Annotated in this window: 16 protein-coding genes and 1 pseudogene; 13 read left to right on the plus strand and 4 right to left on the minus strand. The window is 45.1% G+C overall.

Annotated features, from left to right (window positions below):
* The first annotated feature begins 10 nt into the window (after nt 1–10).
* From B6A14_RS10000 to B6A14_RS10040, 9 genes are read left to right on the plus strand one after another with little or no spacing between them, the layout of a single operon-like run.
* Entirely contained in the window at nt 11–1,273 is a 1,263-nt protein-coding gene (locus tag B6A14_RS10000; protein ID WP_087910371.1) for a putative Na+/H+ antiporter, read from the plus strand.
* A gap of 48 nt (nt 1,274–1,321) precedes the next feature.
* On the plus strand, nt 1,322–2,668 hold the full coding sequence (miaB, locus tag B6A14_RS10005; protein WP_087910372.1) for a tRNA (N6-isopentenyl adenosine(37)-C2)-methylthiotransferase MiaB: 1,347 nt from the start codon (nt 1,322–1,324) through the stop codon (nt 2,666–2,668).
* On the plus strand, nt 2,658–3,116 hold the full coding sequence (ybeY, locus tag B6A14_RS10010; RefSeq protein WP_087910373.1) for an rRNA maturation RNase YbeY: 459 nt from the start codon (nt 2,658–2,660) through the stop codon (nt 3,114–3,116). Before miaB ends, ybeY begins: the two co-directional genes overlap by 11 nt.
* A 56-nt stretch (nt 3,117–3,172) precedes the next feature.
* Nucleotides 3,173–4,012, plus strand: a complete 840-nt coding sequence (locus B6A14_RS10015; protein WP_087910374.1) for an HlyC/CorC family transporter — start codon at nt 3,173–3,175, stop codon at nt 4,010–4,012.
* Complete coding sequence (lnt, locus tag B6A14_RS10020) at nt 4,009–5,556, plus strand: apolipoprotein N-acyltransferase (protein WP_236635732.1); 1,548 nt, start codon at nt 4,009–4,011, stop codon at nt 5,554–5,556. Before B6A14_RS10015 ends, lnt begins: the two co-directional genes overlap by 4 nt.
* A 59-nt stretch (nt 5,557–5,615) precedes the next feature.
* Nucleotides 5,616–6,500, plus strand: coding sequence for a glycine--tRNA ligase subunit alpha (glyQ, locus tag B6A14_RS10025; protein ID WP_087910375.1), 885 nt, complete (start codon nt 5,616–5,618; stop codon nt 6,498–6,500).
* 25 nt (nt 6,501–6,525) lie between these two features.
* Nucleotides 6,526–8,664 (plus strand): glycine--tRNA ligase subunit beta, encoded by a 2,139-nt coding sequence (gene glyS / locus B6A14_RS10030; RefSeq protein ID WP_087910376.1) that lies wholly within the window; start codon nt 6,526–6,528, stop codon nt 8,662–8,664.
* The gene (gene gmhB, locus B6A14_RS10035) at nt 8,661–9,233 is read left to right on the plus strand and encodes a D-glycero-beta-D-manno-heptose 1,7-bisphosphate 7-phosphatase (protein WP_087910377.1); all 573 of its coding nucleotides are present in this window, start codon (nt 8,661–8,663) and stop codon (nt 9,231–9,233) included. Before glyS ends, gmhB begins: the two co-directional genes overlap by 4 nt.
* 7 nt (nt 9,234–9,240) lie before the next feature.
* Nucleotides 9,241–9,975, plus strand: a complete 735-nt coding sequence (locus tag B6A14_RS10040) for a lysophospholipid acyltransferase family protein (protein WP_087910378.1) — start codon at nt 9,241–9,243, stop codon at nt 9,973–9,975.
* A 4-nt stretch (nt 9,976–9,979) separates the two neighbouring features.
* On the opposite strand, the gene rsmA is transcribed toward B6A14_RS10040, so the two are convergent.
* Genes rsmA through B6A14_RS10060 form a run of 4 tightly spaced genes read right to left on the minus strand, consistent with a single transcriptional unit; the run spans nt 9,980 to nt 15,715 of the window.
* Nucleotides 9,980–10,756 carry a 16S rRNA (adenine(1518)-N(6)/adenine(1519)-N(6))-dimethyltransferase RsmA gene (rsmA, locus tag B6A14_RS10045; RefSeq protein WP_087910379.1) on the minus strand — a complete coding sequence of 259 codons (777 nt, stop codon included), beginning with the start codon at nt 10,754–10,756 and terminating at the stop codon, nt 9,980–9,982.
* Between the two features lie 3 nt (nt 10,757–10,759).
* Nucleotides 10,760–11,767 carry a 4-hydroxythreonine-4-phosphate dehydrogenase PdxA gene (gene pdxA / locus B6A14_RS10050; protein ID WP_087910380.1) on the minus strand — a complete coding sequence of 336 codons (1,008 nt, stop codon included), beginning with the start codon at nt 11,765–11,767 and terminating at the stop codon, nt 10,760–10,762.
* The gene (locus B6A14_RS10055; RefSeq protein WP_236635733.1) at nt 11,742–13,175 is read right to left on the minus strand and encodes a peptidylprolyl isomerase; all 1,434 of its coding nucleotides are present in this window, start codon (nt 13,173–13,175) and stop codon (nt 11,742–11,744) included. Before B6A14_RS10055 ends, pdxA begins: the two co-directional genes overlap by 26 nt.
* Before the next feature lie 17 nt (nt 13,176–13,192).
* Complete coding sequence (locus B6A14_RS10060; protein WP_087910382.1) at nt 13,193–15,715, minus strand: LPS-assembly protein LptD; 2,523 nt, start codon at nt 15,713–15,715, stop codon at nt 13,193–13,195.
* A 33-nt stretch (nt 15,716–15,748) separates the two neighbouring features.
* Between B6A14_RS10060 and B6A14_RS10065 the strand changes: the two genes are divergently transcribed.
* From B6A14_RS10065 to B6A14_RS10080, 4 genes and pseudogenes are all read left to right on the plus strand, one after another.
* Nucleotides 15,749–16,750 carry an aminoglycoside phosphotransferase family protein gene (locus tag B6A14_RS10065; RefSeq protein WP_087910388.1) on the plus strand — a complete coding sequence of 334 codons (1,002 nt, stop codon included), beginning with the start codon at nt 15,749–15,751 and terminating at the stop codon, nt 16,748–16,750.
* 13 nt (nt 16,751–16,763) lie between these two features.
* Nucleotides 16,764–17,480, plus strand: coding sequence for an N-acetylmuramate alpha-1-phosphate uridylyltransferase MurU (gene murU, locus B6A14_RS10070; RefSeq protein WP_087910383.1), 717 nt, complete (start codon nt 16,764–16,766; stop codon nt 17,478–17,480).
* Nucleotides 17,464–18,837 (plus strand): Xaa-Pro aminopeptidase, encoded by a 1,374-nt coding sequence (gene pepP / locus B6A14_RS10075; protein ID WP_087910384.1) that lies wholly within the window; start codon nt 17,464–17,466, stop codon nt 18,835–18,837. The genes murU and pepP overlap by 17 nt, the downstream gene beginning before the upstream one ends.
* 9 nt (nt 18,838–18,846) lie before the next feature.
* Nucleotides 18,847–19,322: pseudogene (locus tag B6A14_RS10080) on the plus strand (FAD-dependent monooxygenase); the annotation flags it as partial.

The raw sequence follows: 19,322 nt of genomic DNA on the forward strand, positions 1-19,322 counted from the left end.
CCATTCTGCTATGAACTTTACCGCTACAGAGCTTGGTGCAAGTATTATTTTTGCCATTGCAGTTTTACATACTTTTTGCACTGGATATTTTGAGACGCTAGCCAAAAAATCACGTTCCCATGCTGGACTGTGGCATCTGCTGGGCGAAGTTGAAATTGTTTTTGGCTTCTGGGCAGCCATCCTCATTATCTTCATCTGTTTTATTGATGATTTAAATACTGCAAGAATATTTTTAGACCAGCGCAACTTTACGGAACCTTTATTTGTCTTTGCCATCATGATCGTGGCGGCAAGTAAGCCGATTTTATTTGTCTCTACGGAAATTTTGCATCTACTTGCGAAAATTCTGATGCTGGTTCTGCGCATTAGAAGCGCGCCTGCTTTATATTTTCTGACACTAGCAATCACCCCCTTACTTGGCTCACTCATTACTGAGGCTGCCGCTATGACATTGGCTGCGTTTCTATTGCGTGACTTGGTATATCGACACAAATGTTCAACGGGATTGCTATTTGGAACACTAGGCGTTCTTTTTGTAAATATCTCTATTGGCGGAACCCTCACGAACTTTGCGGCACCACCAGTACTGATGGTGGCTTCAACCTGGGGATGGACCTCAGCATTCATGTTTACCAACTTTGGTATTGAATCTTGCATTGCAATTTTTATCAATGCCCTTGGAGCAACATTACTATTTCATAAAGAGCTCATCGAGCCAGGTAATACTGCAAAGCAAAGCAAAATTCCACTAGCTGTGATTGCGATGCACCTACTATTTTTACTGGGTATTGTCGTATTTGCTCATGACCCCATCATTTTTATGTGGATACTGCTATTCTTTATTGGATACACCACTGCTTACCCGAAACATCAAAACCCGCTAATCGTGAAAGAGGCCCTTCTAGTTGGATTCTTCTTGGCTGGTTTAGTGGTTCTAGGGGCATTGCAAGGTTGGTGGCTGCAACCCATTTTGGAAAAGATGAGTCCTACAGAAGTGTTTTATGGCAGCCTTGCACTCACAGCAATTACTGACAATGCGGCACTGACTTATTTGGGATCACTGGTAACTGGAACCACTTTGGAGTTCAAGCTAGCCTTAGTAGGCGGTGCAGTTGCGGGTGGCGGACTGACCGTTATAGCTAATGCGCCCAATCCAGCCGGAATCGCGATCTTACGCCAATATTTTCCAAATGGGGCTGTGTCGGCACTCTATCTACTAATTGCAGCATTGCCACCCACGCTAGTAGCGATTCTGGCCTATCGACTCGTATAGACAGTAGAATCTGAGCTTCGCCCCCAGTTATAAACCTGAGAACGGCATATGAAAAAGCTCTATATCAAAACCTTTGGCTGTCAAATGAACGAGTACGACTCGGGCAAGATGGCCGACCTCTTACATGCCGATGAGGGCATGGTCATGACTGATACACCAGAAGACGCAGATGTTGTCCTTCTCAATACTTGCTCTATTCGAGAAAAAGCGGAAGATAAGGTCTTCTCTGATTTAGGGCGTTTACGCGAGCTTAAAAAAACGAAACCCAATTTATTAATTGGTGTTGGTGGTTGCGTGGCTAGCCAAGAGGGTCAGCAAATTGTGAGTCGCGCACCCTATGTTGATGTCGTATTTGGACCACAAACATTACACCGCCTATCAGATCTACTTTCACAACGTCGTAAGACTGGCATCCCTCAAGTGGATATCTCTTTTCCTGAAATTGAAAAGTTTGATCATCTTCCTGCGTCCCGCCAAACTCGTGGCTCCGCCTACGTATCTATTATGGAAGGCTGCTCCAAATACTGTAGCTACTGCGTAGTTCCCTACACGCGCGGTGAAGAAGTATCGAGACCATTTGACGATGTGCTTACCGAAGTTGCCGGACTAGCTAGCCAAGGCGTGAAAGAAATTGTTTTGCTTGGTCAAAATGTCAATGCCTACCTTGGAAAAATGGGTGGTACTGAGGAGATCGCAGACTTTGCTTTACTCATTGAATACATTGCCGATATTCCTGGGGTTGAGCGGATTCGTTTTACTACGAGCCACCCCAAAGAATTCACCCAACGCCTTATTGATGTCTATGCCAAAGTTCCCAAGCTGGTAAGTCATTTGCATCTACCAGTGCAGCATGGCTCTGACTTAGTGCTCTCTGCCATGAAACGCGGCTATACCGCTCTGGAATATAAGAGCATTATTCGTAAGATGCGTGCCGTACGGCCTGACTTGACTTTATCAAGTGATTTCATTGTGGGCTTTCCGGGTGAGACTGACGCAGACTTTGAGAAACTTTTAAAGATGGTACGAGAGCTCGGGTTTGACAACAGCTTTTGCTTCATCTTTAGCCCGCGTCCAGGAACACCAGCAGCAAATCTAGCTGATGACACTCCCTATGAAACGAAACTCAAGCGCCTTCAAACACTGTTGGCGCTAGTTGAAGAACAAGCAAATCAGATTAGTCAAAAAATGCTGGGCAATATCGAAAGGGTGTTAATTGAAGGTCTTGCCAAAGATGGTATCAACCTACAAGGTCGAGCCGAGAATAATCGAGTTGTACATTTCACGGCTCCCGATCAAGAAATTGAATCACTGATTGGGCAAATGGTTGATATTCGCATTACCGAAGTCCTCAATTACACCCTCAGAGGCGAATTGGTTGAAGCCCATGCCAACTAAACTCACTGTTGATATTCAGTATGCAAGTCCCGCTATCGAGGCAGTGTTGTCTAAAATTGCTTCGGCCGCATTAATCAAAAAATGGGTCAAGGCTGCCACACACCATGATGGATTGTTGACACTTCGCTTTGTGAATGCAGCAGAAGGCAAAAAATTAAATTCTAATTTTCGTAAAAAAGATTACGCCACCAATGTATTAACTTTTCCATACGAGTTTTCTAAAACTATACTAGCTGCAGATATTATTTTTTGCTTACCTGTCATTCAAAAAGAAGCAAAAGAGCAGAATAAGTCTCTCAAAGCCCATTTGGCCCACTTAATCGTACACGGCTGCCTGCATGCGCAAGCTTACGATCATGAAAATCCAAAGGATGCCAAAAAGATGGAGGCGCTTGAGGTCAAAATTCTGCGTCAGCTGGGCTTTACAAACCCTTATCTAGCCCAGTAATCCATTGTCCCAACTGCTTTTATTGATTTAACTTATTTCTACGCTATTCTTGCAACATGCCTGACCCCAATAAATCCCTTTTAGATCGCTTAGCTGATTTTTTAACGCCACAGCCAACGAGCCCTAATGATCGTCGCCAAGAGTTAATTGCCACATTACGTGAAGCGCAAATTGAAGGTTTAATTGATGCTGATGCGCTCTCAATGATTGAGGGTGTATTTCAAGTTGGTCAATTGTGCGCACGCGATATCTTGGTACCACGCGCCCAAATTGATTGGATTGATATCAATCTGCCTCTTGCAGATCTGATTAAAACTGTCATTGAAGCAGCGCACTCTCGATTTCCGGTATTTGAAGGTAGTCGAGATAACGTCATTGGTATCTTATTGGCCAAAGATTTACTACGTCACGTCACTGAAAAAGATTTTCAGGTGCGAGACTGGTTGCGTCCAGCAGTCTTTATTCCTGAATCAAAGCGCTTGAGCGTTCTATTAAGAGACTTTAAAGACAACCGCAATCATTTGGCTGTTGTGGTTGATGAATACAGTGGAATAGCCGGCATTATTACTATTGAAGATGTGCTCGAGCAAATCGTCGGCGATATTGAAGACGAACATGATATTGATGAAGAGGCTGACAACATCATCTCTCTAGATAATGGTGACATTCGGGTAAAAGGCATCACCGAACTGGAGCAATTTAATGCAGCACTCGGCACTCAATTTGCAGAAGAAGATATTGAAACCGTAGCCGGCCTTGTTGTTCAGCATCTAGGTCGTGTTCCAAAAATTGGTGAACTGATGACTATAGATGGCATTGAGTTTGAGGTGCTGCGTGCTGACCCGCGACAAGTTCATATTTTACTGGCGCGCCAAATACCAAAATCTACTGATTGAGAATTACCTTGGTTGATCTGTATTCAGGCAAGGGCCCTCAAAAATTGAATGCAGTAGCACTCCTTGCGCTTTTTGTATTGGGCGCCCTACTGGCTGTTACCGCCGAGCTTCCCTATGGCGGCTGGATCCACATCCCCCTTCTCAGTATTATTTGGTGGCGACTTAGCCTGCTAAAAGATTGTTCAATAAAACAGTATTTTTTCTCTAGCCTGATATTTGGGATTGGCTACTTTATTGTGGGGCTTTGGTGGCTATATATCAGCCTGCACGATATCGGCGGCATGAATGCCCTGCTTTCCTGTGTGGCTGTTTTTTTGTTGTCCGCCTATGTCTCTCTCTATTTCTCAATCGCTTGTTTATCGATTCGCATCTTTAAAAGCTCTTCGATATCTGGTTTATTTTTAGCTGCGAGCTGGGCAGTCAGTGAATATCTGCGCGGGGAGATTTTTACAGGATTTCCTTGGATGGGATTTGCAGAAGCACAAGTAAATGGGCCATTTGCAACCATCGCTCCTTATTTTGGCGGTTTGGCTTGTACTTTTTTAGCGGTGTATGCATCCTGGCAAATCTTTCAGCTGAATAAACATCCGCGTTATTGCATCTTGACGCTGGGACTAGTTTGCTTAATCACTATTAGCTCAAACTTCTGGAGTTTTACCAAACCAATTGGCGAACCCCTCAAGATTGAACTGGTACAAGGTAATTTTCCACAAAGCATGTTCACCAACCCCGAGGGTGTCTTAAAGCAAATTCATTTTTATAGCAATGCCATGACGCAATCTCGGGCTGAGCTTGTGATCTCGCCAGAAACTGCTTTTGCTTGGCCCACAAATAATCTTCCAGCTGGGCTTATAGAAAATCTTCAAAGTCTTTCTAGCAATGCTCAAACCAACTTACTCTTTGGCGTCATTGGGCGTCACACAAATCCAGATAATGGAAGAGAATTTTCTAACCGAGCCCTGGGTCTATCCCCTGCTCAAGACGCATATCAATACGATAAGAATCACCTAGTGCCTTTTGGAGAATTTATTCCACCCGGTTTTCGTTGGTTCGTTAATGCTTTTAGTGTTCCCTTAAGTGATTTTGCAAGAGGTGGCGATGCGCAAGATAACTTCATCATTAGAAGGCAGAAGCAAGACCCGCTCTATGCAGCGATCACGATTTGTTATGAGGATGTTTTTGGTGGCGAGCTTGCTAGTCGTATTCGGAATAATGCCCAACCAACGAATTTACTCATCAATTTAACGAACCTGGCTTGGTTTGGTAAATCACAAGCGCCTACCCAGCAATTACGACTCTCTCAATTACGCTCACTCGAAACTGGCCTACCGGCCCTTCGGGCTACCAATACTGGCATCACTGCTGTATTGGGCCCTGATGGCAAAGTACTTGCAGCTCTCCCTGAATTTACCCAAGCAAGCTTAAGTACGGAAGTTCAGGCCTATGAGGGTAAAACGCCTTATGTCTTTTGGGGTAATTTCCCAATTTTGAGCTTTTCTTGCCTCTTACTGATCTGGGGCCTGATTCGTCATCGACGTTTTTAGTCATTTTTGACTGCATCCCCTGCTAGCCATGTAAAATCAACGGCTTAGCCAGGTTAATCATGCTTACTTTTCAGCAAATCATTCTCAAACTTCAAGATTATTGGGACCAACAAGGTTGCGCCCTGTTGCAGCCTATCGATCTCGAAGTTGGTGCGGGCACATCCCACACCGCAACCTTCCTGCGCGCTATTGGTCCAGAGCCTTGGAAAGCAGCTTATGTTCAGCCGTCCCGGCGACCCAAGGATGGTCGCTATGGCGAGAATCCAAATCGCTTACAACACTACTATCAATATCAAGTTGTTCTAAAGCCAGCCCCTGAAAATATTCTTGAGCTCTATCTGGGATCCCTCGCAGCATTAGGGCTTGATCTCAAAGAAAATGATGTCCGTTTTGTTGAAGATGATTGGGAAAATCCTACGCTGGGAGCCTGGGGTCTGGGTTGGGAAGTTTGGTTAAACGGCATGGAAGTAACTCAGTTCACCTATTTCCAACAGGTAGGTGGCTTAGATTGCAAACCAGTTCTGGGCGAAATTACTTACGGTATCGAACGCCTAGCGATGTACATTCAAAATTGCTCAAACGTTTATGACCTCGTTTGGGCAGATGGTATTTCCTATGGTGACGTATATCACCAAAACGAAGTGGAGCAATCTTGCTACAACTTTGAACACTCCAATACTGATTTGCTTTTTGCAAACTTTACAAATTACGAAAGCGAAGCAAAACGCCTCATGGAAGTGCCGCTTGCTCTCCCCGCCTATGAAATGGTTCTCAAAGCAGCGCACACCTTTAACCTGCTTGACGCACGTGGCGCTATTTCAGTAACCGAACGGGCGGCCTATATTGGTCGTATCCGCAATCTTTCTCGCTCAGTCGCTCAAGCTTATTTTGAATCTCGTGAAAAGCTCGGCTTCCCAATGTGTCAACGCCAGGCCAAGGTTTAGGCCTCAAGATTGAATTAATCCACTTATGAGCACAAGCAATTCACCTACACTGTCCGCTACTTTATTAATTGAAGTATTTACTGAAGAATTACCCCCCAAATCCTTGCGTCGCTTAGGTGATGCATTTAGTGAGGGAATCTTTACAGTCTTAAAGGGTGCAGGTCTAGCTAATGAAGCCTCAAAAGTCATTAGCTTTGCTACACCACGTCGCCTGGCAGTTCAAATCAGCAATGTGCTTGATCAAGCGCCCGACTACCCCGTACGTGAAAAACTATTGCCGACCAGTATTGCCTTTGATGCTCAAGGAAAAGCGACTCCACCATTATTAAAAAAATTAGGTGTGCTCGGTTATGGTGATATCGATATCGCCACTCTTGAAAAGGCTGGTGAAGGTAAAAATGAAGCTCTGTATCTAAATGTGATAGCTAAAGGTGCGGCACTAGAGCACACTGCGCAAATTGCCCTTGAACAAACACTGAGTAAATTGCCGATTGCCAAAATGATGCACTATCAAGTGCTCCAGAAAAATGGTCAATTAGCAGACGTACAATTTGCTCGTCCAGCCCACAGCATCATTGCTTTACACGGCGATCAGATCCTCAAGATCAGCAGCCTAGGAATCGCTGCTAGCAACCATACTGAAGGGCATCGCTTCCTAGCGCCGGGTAATGTCACTATCACCTCTGCTGACCAATATGAAAATGAGTTGCAAGCTAAGGCTAAGGTAATCCCAAGTTTTAATCAGCGCAGAGCTCAAATCGAGGCGGCCCTCTTAAAGGCGGCTGGTGATGACTTAGTATTAATGCCTGACAGCTTATTGGATGAGGTGACCTCTCTAGTTGAGTGGCCCGCTATTTATGAGTGCCACTTCGATCAAGAATTTTTGGAAGTGCCCCAAGAATGCTTAATTTTGACAATGCAAACCAATCAAAAGTATTTTGCATTGACTGACAAACAAGGTAAGTTGCGCAATCGCTTCTTAATTGTTTCCAATATTGAAACTACTAAGCCACAAGCCATCATCTCTGGTAACGAGCGCGTTGTGCGTCCGCGCCTTGCAGATGCACGCTTCTTCTTCCAGCAAGATCAAAAGCGCGCCTTAGCTACTCGTGTTGCTGATCTTGGCAAGGTGGTCTATCACAATCAATTGGGCAGTCAACTTGAGCGCGCCCGACGTGTTCAGGCCCTTGCTACGGGTATTGCAAAAGAACTCAATGCCGATGAAAAGCTCGCAAGTCGTGCTGCAGAGATTGCAAAGACTGACTTGCTAACCGATATGGTCGGTGAATTTCCAGAACTTCAAGGCATCATGGGTCGCTACTATGCAGTGCATGATGGCGAAAATCCGGAAGTTGCCGCCGCATGTAGCGAGCACTATATGCCGCGCTTTGCAGGCGATTCTCTGCCACAGACGGTAACTGGAACCATCCTAGCCATTGCCGATAAGCTTGAAACCTTAGTGGGCATTTGGGGTGTTGGACTTGCACCAACGGGTGATAAAGACCCATATGCATTGCGTCGTCATGCTTTAGGTATTTGCCGCTTGCTTTTAGAAAAGAATCTGTCTCTGAGTCTGCCAGCGCTAATTGAATTAGCCCGTGCGCAGTTTTCACAAAAAGATGTTCAAGAAAAGGCAAATGCTGCTGACATTTATGCATTCATCATCGATCGTCTGCGTGCTTACCTGCGTGATCAATCGATTGCTGGTAAACCATTTACCAGTGCTGAAATCGATGCTGTTCTGAGCCAAGAGCCAAAGCAAATTAATGACTTGATTCAACGTTTAACTGCCTTACGTGAATTTAATGCTCTCACGGAAGCCGCTCAACTTGCTGCTGCAAATAAACGGATTAGCAATATTCTGAAGAAAACAACTACCGCCATTCCTACGGCATGCTCTACTAAGTTATTGCAAATTCCCGCAGAAACCAAGCTATATCAAGCCTTGGAAAGCATTACTCCTGCCCTCAGCACCGCTTATGAGAAACGTCAATTTGTTGAATTATTAAGAGCGCTTGTTGCTTTAAGTGCGCCTATTGATCAATTTTTTGCCGATGTGATGGTGATGGACCCTAATCCTGAGTTGCGTGATAACCGCCTAGCTCTCCTGCAACAACTCCACCAGAAAATGAATCTCGTTGCCGATCTCGGCAAATTAGCATGAGCATCAGCTCCTCTAAACTCATTATCCTTGATCGCGATGGCGTGATCAATGAAGATCGTGATGATTATGTTAAATCTGTTGATGAATGGATCCCGCTACCTAGAAGCCTAGAAGCTATCGCATTACTGAATCAAGCGGGCTATCAAGTAGCAATCGCAACCAATCAGTCTGGCTTATCGAGAGGTTATTTCACGATCAATGATTTACATGCAATGCACAGCAAAATGGATAAGCTCCTTCAACCATTAGGTGGTCATATAGACAGCATCTTTTTTTGCCCTCATGTAGATTCACATGGCTGCGATTGTCGAAAGCCCGCCCCTGGCCTTATCAAAGAGATTGCCTTGCGTTATAAAAAATCAGAAAGTACTCAACCGCTGTTAGGTGTACCCATTGTTGGTGACTCATTACGAGATCTGCAAGCTGGCATCGCGCTGGGAGCCTCGCCTCATCTAGTATTGACTGGTAAAGGTCAAAAAACATTGGAAAAGGGTAACTTACCAGAGGGTACGCAAATTCATGCTGATCTCATGGCATTCACAAACGCGCTGCTCGAAAGTACTGTGTAAAGAAAACATGGTCTATTTACACTCTACTCTCTTTGCTTTATTTCTACTGATCTTCACCCCAATTTGGTCAGTGCTATGCATGCTGGTATTTCCTTTTCTGAGCCCAGAAAATCGCTATAAATTCATTGGTATTTGGAACAAAGTCGTAATCTGGCTCTTGTGGCATCTTTGTGGCATCCGCTATGAAATTCGTGGCATGCAACACATGCGTGCAGTGCTTGATAAACCTGTTGTTATTCTGAGCAAACATCAGTCTGCTTATGAAACGATTGCCTATATTGCACTCCTTCCAAAGCAACTTTGTTTTGTCTTCAAACGAGAATTACTTTGGATTCCCTTTTTTGGCTGGGCTTTAGCTTTGCTCAAAATGATTCACATTAATCGCGCAAACAAACAAACAGCAGCCCTCTCAGTTGCTAGCCAAGGTCGTAAACGTCTGAGCGAAGGTAAATGGATCATGTTATTTCCGGAGGGCACCAGAACACCTCGAGGATCAACTAAGCCCTATCGTAAGGGTGGTGCTCGACTGGCGAGCGCTACGGGCGCATTGGTTATTCCGATTGCACATAACGCAGGTAATTTTTGGCCTAAGAACAGCTTTTTAAAGCAGCCCGGCACTGTGATCTTTTCGATTGGGCCCGCCATTCTTTCCGAAGGCAAGTCAGGAGAAGAGTTACAACAAGAGGTTGAGGGTTGGATCGAATCCGAAATGCGGGTCATTGACCCCAGCGCTTATCAATAGAACATCAAGCGGCTAAAACTTTAGCCCACTCAATATAGCGCTCGACAGCAATATCCTGAGCTCTCGCTTTTAACTCAAGCTCGGTCAAACTTAATCTCTCTGCAAAAGCCTGTAGGTTGGTACGTAACATTTTTCTTCTTTGAGAAAAGGCTGAAGCAACTACCTGCTCTAAAGCGCTCCATTGAGTATTGCTCAAATCAAAGTCTTGGCGCGGAATCATGCGTACTACCGCAGAGTTTACTTTTGGTTGAGGATCAAAAGCTTCGGGGGGAACCTCCAAGACCAACTCCATATCATAGCGAGCTTGGAGCATGACAGACAATCTACTGAAATCAGAACTACCAGCCTTTGCCACCATTCTTTCAACAACCTCAGCTTGCAACATAAATACTTGTTCATCAATTTCAGAGGCAGCAGAAACAAGATGAAATAATAATGGTGAAGAGATGTTGTAAGGCAAATTACCAACTACCTTACAAAACCCATTTTTCTCAGAACGACTCTTTGCCCAATCCAGAAAATCAAACTTGAGAGCATCACCTTCAATGACTGTTAAACCATTGAGATTTTTTTGATTCCAGTAGGCGACTAAGTCACGGTCAATTTCTAGGAGATCAAGCTCGTCAAGATTTCTCAGCAAGGGAATTGTCAAGGCGCCAAGCCCAGGACCAATCTCAATCACATGCATATCTGGGCCAGGATTAATTAAAGCAACGATGGAATAAATAATCCCATCATCTTGCAAAAAATTCTGACCAAAACGTTTACGTGCGCGATGCATTCCCTAGCTTAGCTTTCTTTGGTTCAGGGCGAGCTCATAAGCCAAACGAAGAGCCTCTAACATGCTGCCAGAATCAGCAATTCCTTTTCCAGCAATATCCAAAGCAGTTCCATGATCTACTGATGTTCGGATAATCGGCAAACCCAGGGTCACATTCACCCCACCACCAAAAGTGACGAACTTAAACGGGGCTAGTCCTTGATCGTGATACATCGCTATAAACGCATCAACATGCTCGAGCGCGGAAGCGTCAAACATAGTATCCCCAGGATATGGTCCAGAAACATCAATACCTTGCTGCTTAGCAGATTCAATTGCTGGTGCAATCATCTCAATTTCTTCACGACCCAAATAACCAGACTCACCAGCATGCGGATTTAAGCCAGCAACCCGAATCACCGGCTTGGCGCTGCCAAATTTTTCATGTAGATCCTGGTTTACTATTTGAATCGTTTCAAACAAGAGCTCATAACTTAAAGAGGCTGAGACGTCCCTCAGAGGAAGGTGAGTACTTGCCAAAGCAACTCGTAAATCTCTATGCGATTTAATTCCCAAGAAACCAGCAGGTAATGGAGCACATAACATCATGACAACATGCTGTGTGTTGCAGCGCTGCGCCAAATATTCGGTATGTCCAGTGAAAGGAATACCGGCATTATTAATTAAGCTCTTTTGGACTGGGGCGGTAACCATCGCATCAAAATCCCCATGTAGACAAGCGTCGCTAGCATGATCCAGAAGATTGAGGACATACTGTGCATTGGCAGGATTTAATAGACCTGGGATACTAGGTGCACCGAGTGAAATTGACTCAATCTTCAAATGCTCAAGGGTACTCAGGTTTTCGCCAGAAGAATTTCGAAATAAACTTGCATCGCCCAATAAAGTAATCTGGACATTAGGCTGTTCAGTCAAAAATTCTTTTGCTGCAGCCAGCGAAACTTCTGGTCCGATACCAGCAGGATCACCAGTAGTGATTACTAATTTAACGAAGTGCGGCGTTGGCTGCATCTTCTGCGTTCAAGATTTTGACAGTTGCTGTGTCGCGCAATTCACGAATCCAATCCTGATAAGCTTGTTCGAATTTTCTTTCACGGATAGCGGCACGCGCAAATTCTCGCTGCTTTTCTACTGTTAACTGTGCTTCGCGACGCTCTAATACCTGAATCAAGTGCCAGCCAAACTCAGACTTCACTGGATTGCTTACCTCACCAATTTGCAGTCGATTCATTGCCTGCTCAAATTCAGGAACCAAATCTCCGGGACCCATCCAACCCAAATTACCACCATTTGGGGCCGAGCCATCCTCGGAGTATTTTTTAGCAAGCTCAGCAAAATCAGCAGTTTTGGCGCGTACTTGATCACGATAGCCTTGCAAGCGCCTCTCAGCGTCTTGATCTGTTAATCCCGCTCTATTCTTCAACAGAATGTGACGTGACATCGTTTGGGTAATCGGAATATTTTGGGGTGTTGTCGGAATAGACTCTTGCGACCCGGCTTGCTGAGCGGGGGCTGCGCTTATTACACGACGATCTAAAACCTTGAGGACGTGATATCCCGCTGGACTCTTCACTACCGCATTAGCAACCTGTCCGCCACCAGTATTTCGAATAGCCTCGTAAAAAAGTTGCGGCAAACGATCGGGGCTGCGATAACCTAAATCTTGAAATTTGATTTTAGGATTTGCTTTTGCAGCTGCAGCACCAAGTTGTAAAAAATCTACATCGCCTTTTGCATCGCGTAGTAAGGCCTCAGCCTGCTTCTTTGCTTCAGCTTGAATGCTCGCACCCGCTCCTGTATCTACTGGAATAAAAATCTGTGCAACATCAATTTCTTCGGACCCACCTTTTGCAGGTGATGCAGAACGTTGCTCGCCACCACCAACCATTGCACGCATACGCTCTGAAATGAAATTATCTACTTCCGCATCTGAAATCTTAATCTTGGCCTCTACCGCTCGCTCGCGATAACGACTCAAAATAATATCTTCACGTAAGGTCTGTTTATAGCGCTCAAATGTCATACCTGTAGCTATAATTCTGGCCTTGAACTCGGCATAACTCAGTTTATTTTTAGCAGCGATATCGCCAATAATTTTCTCTAGCTCTTTGTTGGTAACCACAATGCCTTCTTGCTCGGCATTCTGCAGTTGAATTTTTTCGATAATCAGGCGCTCTAGTACCAACTTTCTTAAATTATCAGCATCAGGCAACTTCACTCCCTGCTTCTGAAGGGCTATGATGCGATCATCGATTTCTTTACGGGTTACATAACCTGTATTCACCACAGCAGCAACACCATCGATATTGCGAATTTTGCTATCAGTTGTATTGCCAGTCTTCGAAGAGTCTTGAGAGTAGACGACGCCCGCAAAAGAAGTGGCACCTAATACCAAAATGAAGGACAAAATCTGTTTCAAAAGGTTCCTACTGAGCATTATTGATAGTTCTCATATATGGAGGGTGGAATTGGTTTTGAAGTAGGCATATATCCAGGTACATTTAGCTTCATGATATCAACTGGACTGCTGCCTGCGCTAGCAAAGCCCCTAAATTCTATTTGGAAGAGTATTTGAGTAGTAGTTATTTGAGAGGTATTGAGTATTTGTGAGTAGACACTACGGAATGTCCAGCAATCTCTTGTCCACTCAAGACCCAACAAGGTATTCAATGTTTTCGTGGTTAAGGCATCATAACCCCATCGACCCAATACAGAGACTTCGCGTGAGAGTGGCCATTGTCCTGAGATGTTGTACTGATCAGTGGTGGTTGCGGATGGGGTAAAGGATTGATTATTTTGCACCGATGCTTGGACTGGTGGAGACCACACATTACGATAGCCAAAATTCAGACTTCTGCCAGGAGTAGGCCTCCAACTTCCGCCCACTGTAGTTTGCACAAAGCGATTAAGCTGGGTGTTGTACTGACCAAACATATCAGCACTGAAATTTCCAAGCAATCGCACTGAGCCAGAACCCAAAGTATCGGAATAGGTTGAGGGATTCACAATGTTGCCGTTTAAGCCTACTTTCTGGCCAGTAAATTGTTGTTGTTGTGCCAGAGTTACGCTGGCTCGCTCAGCGCCCGTATTAGCTTCAATCATTCTACTAGTCATACCTAGGGTTGCCGCATTTCTATCAGCAATGCGATCGTTACCAATGAAAGTATTTTCAGCAAAAATTTGAGATACGCCAAAGCCAGCATCGGCGGTATCAAAAATTGGTGTTTGCGCTTGACTTTGATATGGCGTGTAAACATAAAAAGCCCTTGGCTCCATTGTCAGCAACATATCGCGCCCAAAAAAACCTTTCAGCTCGGCTGCATCTCTCTCAAATGCCATTCCAGAGTCCAGGCTAAATGTAGGGATAGTGAAACCTTGAACTGGAGCCACTCCAACGGTATTGAATGGAGTTGCGTTATAGCTATTTGATTGAAAGCTCACCTTAGGCGTCAGGTAATAACCTGGCGTCACTTGAGGTAAAGCCATTGCACCTTTTACTACTGTTCTATCGGCCTGGCTATAAACACCTGGTGCAGTAGCAGCTAGGTGTCCCTGAATGTTGTACGCAAAGCGAGTGAAGTCTGTAGAAAATGAAGTTGCAGGGCCAGTAGGTAAGGTTACATACTTACCGCTTACGTCTGAAGCTGTCGGAGTTAAGCGATTGTTATAAGTAGCAGTAACATTTGGCAAGACGTTATAAGGCGATTGAACAGTGACAGCAGGATCAGGCTGAAGGGTTTGAAATGTCAATGCTCTAGCGGATACATTCCAATTGCTTAAACTACCTGTAAGGCCTTTTGTCGTTCCAACCTCTTGGCGAAATTGATTGGTGACTACCCCTGCTAGACTTTGTGAAAATTGCGTGGGGTATAAATTATCCGAAACTCTAGCCATATTCGCATAGCCTGTCCACGAACCAGGCATGGGCACACCACCCGGCCCAACTCCTCCGGTAAATGCTTGTCGTTGCTGCCAGTCATATTTCCATCGATCAGTGCCAGTCTGTTTGTCGTATGGCAAGAACTCGCCACCAAGGGTGCCGGTATATTTTGTATCTAAGAAACGGTATTGCGCACCCAACATCACTCCCCGTTGATTCATATAACGAGGCAATAAAAGTAAATCACGGTTTGGTGCAATATTGACGTAATAAGGCTGGGTAATATCTAAACCATTATTCGAGTTATAGCCAGCAACTGGAGCAAGCAGTCCTGAACGACGCTGACCGCCTGTCGGAGCCGTGAAGTAAGGAATATAGGCAATCGGTACATCAAAGAATCGCATCACTCCATGTGTGCCAACCATTTCTTTTTGCTCGTTATCGATTTCTAAACTACCGACTGTGAAATACCAATCCATATTTTCTGGAGTACAAGTGGTGTAGGTTGCTTTATCGAAAACAAAAATATCAGGGCCTGCAATCGTTAATTTTTTTGCCTTTCCACTTCCCCGGTTATCGCGCAGCTCATAGCTAGGAGTCTGCATCGCACCTTCACGTGCATCAACTTTAAATTGTCCTTGGGGACCCTTAAAAACAACATTCCCTTTGGAAAGTTCAGCGTTACCAATTAAATCAGCGATATCGGTATCGGGGTCATAAGTAATTTCATCGGCCTTCAGAACTGCACCATTGCGACGAATTTGCGCACGGCCCTTTAAATGCATATCGCGATCGACTACACCATCAATTACATCGCTAGAAGTGAATGTCAGAGCTTTACCATCTTCAATTGGCCGGCTTACGCGCAACTGATCATCCAACTTTAATACGGTCACATTGCCACGATCGGGCAAAAGTACTGTGTTTGTAGAAGTTTGTGAGGTCGGGGGTAATGGCGCAGGAGCCTGCGCCCGAATCGGCAACGCGAATTGAAGCAATATCACCCCCATGATTACGCGCGGGGTCATAGCTAAAAAAAGAGGGGCGCAAAGGCCGGCGCGACGGCGATAATGACTCATGGATCCAGACCAGCCTTATTATACGAATCGACCATGACTGACTCTCGCTTAAACACCCTCCGCAACTGGCTAAAAGCCCTGCAGCCTAGCTGGCAATTAGATCTCGCCACTTTGGCCCCAGCCTCGGCAGATGCTAGCTTTAGACGCTATTTCCGCATTGAGTCTCAAAAGCCCAATTTCGAGACCTTAATCGTGATGGATGCGCCTCCAGAGCATGAACCTTTAGACGCATTTATTCGAGTGGATTTATTGCTCTCTAATGCCGGGTTAAATGTCCCAAAAATACTTGAACAAAATACTGTAGAAGGCTTTCTTTTATTAAATGATTTGGGCACTAAAACTTTTCTTGCAGAGCTTAATAGCGAAACTGCAGATCACCTTTATGCAGATGCAACTCATGCTTTAGTGCAAATGCAATTAGCTAGCAAACCAGATGTACTGCCGAATTATGATCAAGTCCTCTTGCAAAGAGAATTAGATTTATTTCCTGACTGGTATTTGAAGAAACATCTCAAGATTCAATTAAACGATCTGCAACAAGCTCAACTCAAGCAGTCTTTTGACTTCATTATCGAAAATAATCTAGCGCAAGCAAAAGTCTATGTCCATCGCGATTACCACTCTCGCAATTTAATGGTGACTGCAATAAACAATCCAGGCGTGATCGATTTTCAAGATGCTGTTTATGGACCGATTACTTACGATGCTGCCTCTTTATGGCGAGATGCTTACATAGCATGGCCGGAAGAGCGTGTGATTGACTGGGTTATAAAATTTTGGGAGGCGGGTCGTAAAGCTAAACTTCCAATGCCGGATGATTTTGGTCAGTTCTATCGTGATTTTGAGTGGATGGGTTTGCAACGTCACCTAAAAGTTCTGGGTATTTTTGCAAGACTCTTTCATCGTGATGGCAAGGATGGATACCTGAAAGATATCCCTCTAGTACTGGAATATGCAATCGCTACTGCTAATCGCTATATCGAACTAAAACCATTAGCGCGTATTTTGGAGTCCACCCGCCAAAATAAAGAATAATTAGCAAATACGAATGAACAAGAACCGCTCTCTTCCTTGTTTTCTTCTTGCCGCTGGAAGGGGCGAGCGGATGCGACCCCTGACTGATAGTCTGCCAAAGCCTTTGCTGACGATTCAAAATAAATCATTACTAGCTTGGCATCTTGAAGCTCTTGCTAAGTCAGGCATTGAAAATGTTGTCATCAATCATGCGTGGCTTGGTGAAAAAATCGAAGAGAGTCTAAAAGATGGTCGACAGTTTGGGCTCAATATTCAATACTCACCTGAAGGTAGCGCCCTAGAAACTGCAGGGGGCATTCGCAAGGCACTTCCCTTACTTTTGCCGGAGGATTATTTTTTGGTGATCAACGGTGATGTCTTTAGCCCTAATCTACCTGTCCCGTCACTTTTAGAGGCAGTCTCAAGCCTGCGCAGCCAGCCCAATCAATTATTGGCACACCTGCTCATGGTTCCAAATCCGGCTCAGCACCCCAATGGGGACTTTTATCTGAAAGATGGGTTAGTGAGCGATCACGCCTCTGAAGGCGCAGAGAAGCTCACTTTTTCAGGGATTGGAATCTACCATCAGGACCTCTTCAAAGCATTAGAAATCGGAGTTCCGGCAAAGCTAGCGCCACTACTGAGGGAAGCAATGGAGCAAAATAAAGTGTCTGGTGAAAAATATGCCGGTCCATGGCACGATGTAGGGACTCCACAACGTTTACAAGAGCTCAATGCAGCTTATGAATAACAAAATTTATCAAGAACGCAGAAATGCGCTAGCAAAACAAATTCACGCTAAGACTGGTAGCGGTGTTGCAGTCATTTCGACTGCGCCTGAAGTCGCCCGTAATCGTGATAGCGAATTTCCCTATCGTCATGACAGCGATTTTTTTTACTTAACTGGCTTTGAAGAGCCAGGCGCAACTTTAGTGATGGCAGTAAAAGCTAGTGGTAAAGACTATGAAGTGCAATCCCATTTATTTTGCAGGCCGAAAGATCCCGAGCGAGAAATTTGGGACGGGATCCGCCTCGGTCCTGAAGCCGCACCAACAGTACTTGGTGTTGAATACGCGCACAGTAATCAAGAGCTTGATCGTAAACTTGGTGAATTATTGGCTGATCAAGATGCGGTTTATATCCGCTTGGCAGAAAGCGCGGAAGCGGATCGTCGCTTACGTCATTGGATGAAGCAAGTCCGTGGACAGGCGCGCTCTGGTATTAACCCACCTTCTGAATTTCATGATGTAGAAGCATTCATTCATGAGATGCGCTTATTTAAAGACTCACAAGAGATTGATACGATGCGCCGTGCTGCTGCCATCTCTGCCCGCGCTCATATTCGAGCGATGCAAGTGTGCAAACCCGGAATACGAGAGTATCAGCTTGAAGCCGAATTGCTCCATGAATTCCGCAATAGTGGTGCTCAGAGCGTTGCCTACAACAGCATCGTTGCTGGAGGCGCAAACTCATGCATCCTGCACTATCGCGCTGGATCAACCGAATTACGCAGCGGCGACCTCTGCTTAATTGATGCAGGGTGTGAGCTTGATGGGTACGCTTCTGACATCACCCGCACCTTTCCAGTCAATGGAAAATTTTCTGGTCCTCAGCGCGCGCTTTATGACATCACACTCGCCGCACAAGAAGCAGCAATTGCCGTAGCTAAGCCAGGCAATACTTTTATGCAACCCCACGAAGCTGCTCTCAAAATACTGACCCAAGGCTTGCTGGATGAAAAACTTCTCAAACTATCCGAGTTAGGTTCATTGGAGAATGCAATCGAGACTGGTGCATATCGACGGTTTTATATGCACCGTACTTCACACTGGCTAGGTATGGATGTTCATGATGTTGGCTCGTATCGTGAACCAACTGAAGGCTCCTCTAAAGAAGATAAGCCTTGGCGCATTCTCAAAAGCGGTATGGTAATTACGATTGAACCAGGCTTATACATAAGACCTGCGGATGATATCGATGAAGCCTTCTGGAATATTGGCATTCGCATTGAAGATGATGCAGTTATTAATAGTTCTGGCTGTGAATTAATCTCCCGCGGGGTTCCAGTGAAGGCAGATGAAATTGAAGCCATCATGAAGCATGCTTAAGCATCAGCTATGAGTACATCTAGTTGCGACATCTTGATTCATGGAGGCGGGCCTGTTGGCCTTGCTTGCGCAGCCTGGACTCTACAAAAGTTTCCAGATGCAAAACTCACACTGATAGACCGAAATCCGAAAGAGGATGCCGATCTAGCTTCAGCTGATAGCCGGGGTATTGCCCTGTCTCATGGCAGCAAGCTTCTACTCGACACGATTCATGCCTGGCCCACTGAATGCGCTGATATTCATCGCGTGCACGTTTCACAGGCGGGTCGATTTGGTCGTGCCCTGATGACACGCGAAGAACTCAATCAAGAAGCTTTAGGCCACATCATTCGCTATCGCGATATTCACATGACACTGCGCCAAACTTTAAGAAGCATTCAAGACAAGAGCACTCATTTCAAATGGCTACACATTGGTAAAGAAGACAACCCTGTCAGCACCAATGCCAAATGCATAGTGCACGCAGAAGGTGGCTTATTTAAAAC

The organism is Polynucleobacter hirudinilacicola (genome assembly GCF_002192535.1).
Classification (GTDB): domain Bacteria; phylum Pseudomonadota; class Gammaproteobacteria; order Burkholderiales; family Burkholderiaceae; genus Polynucleobacter; species Polynucleobacter hirudinilacicola.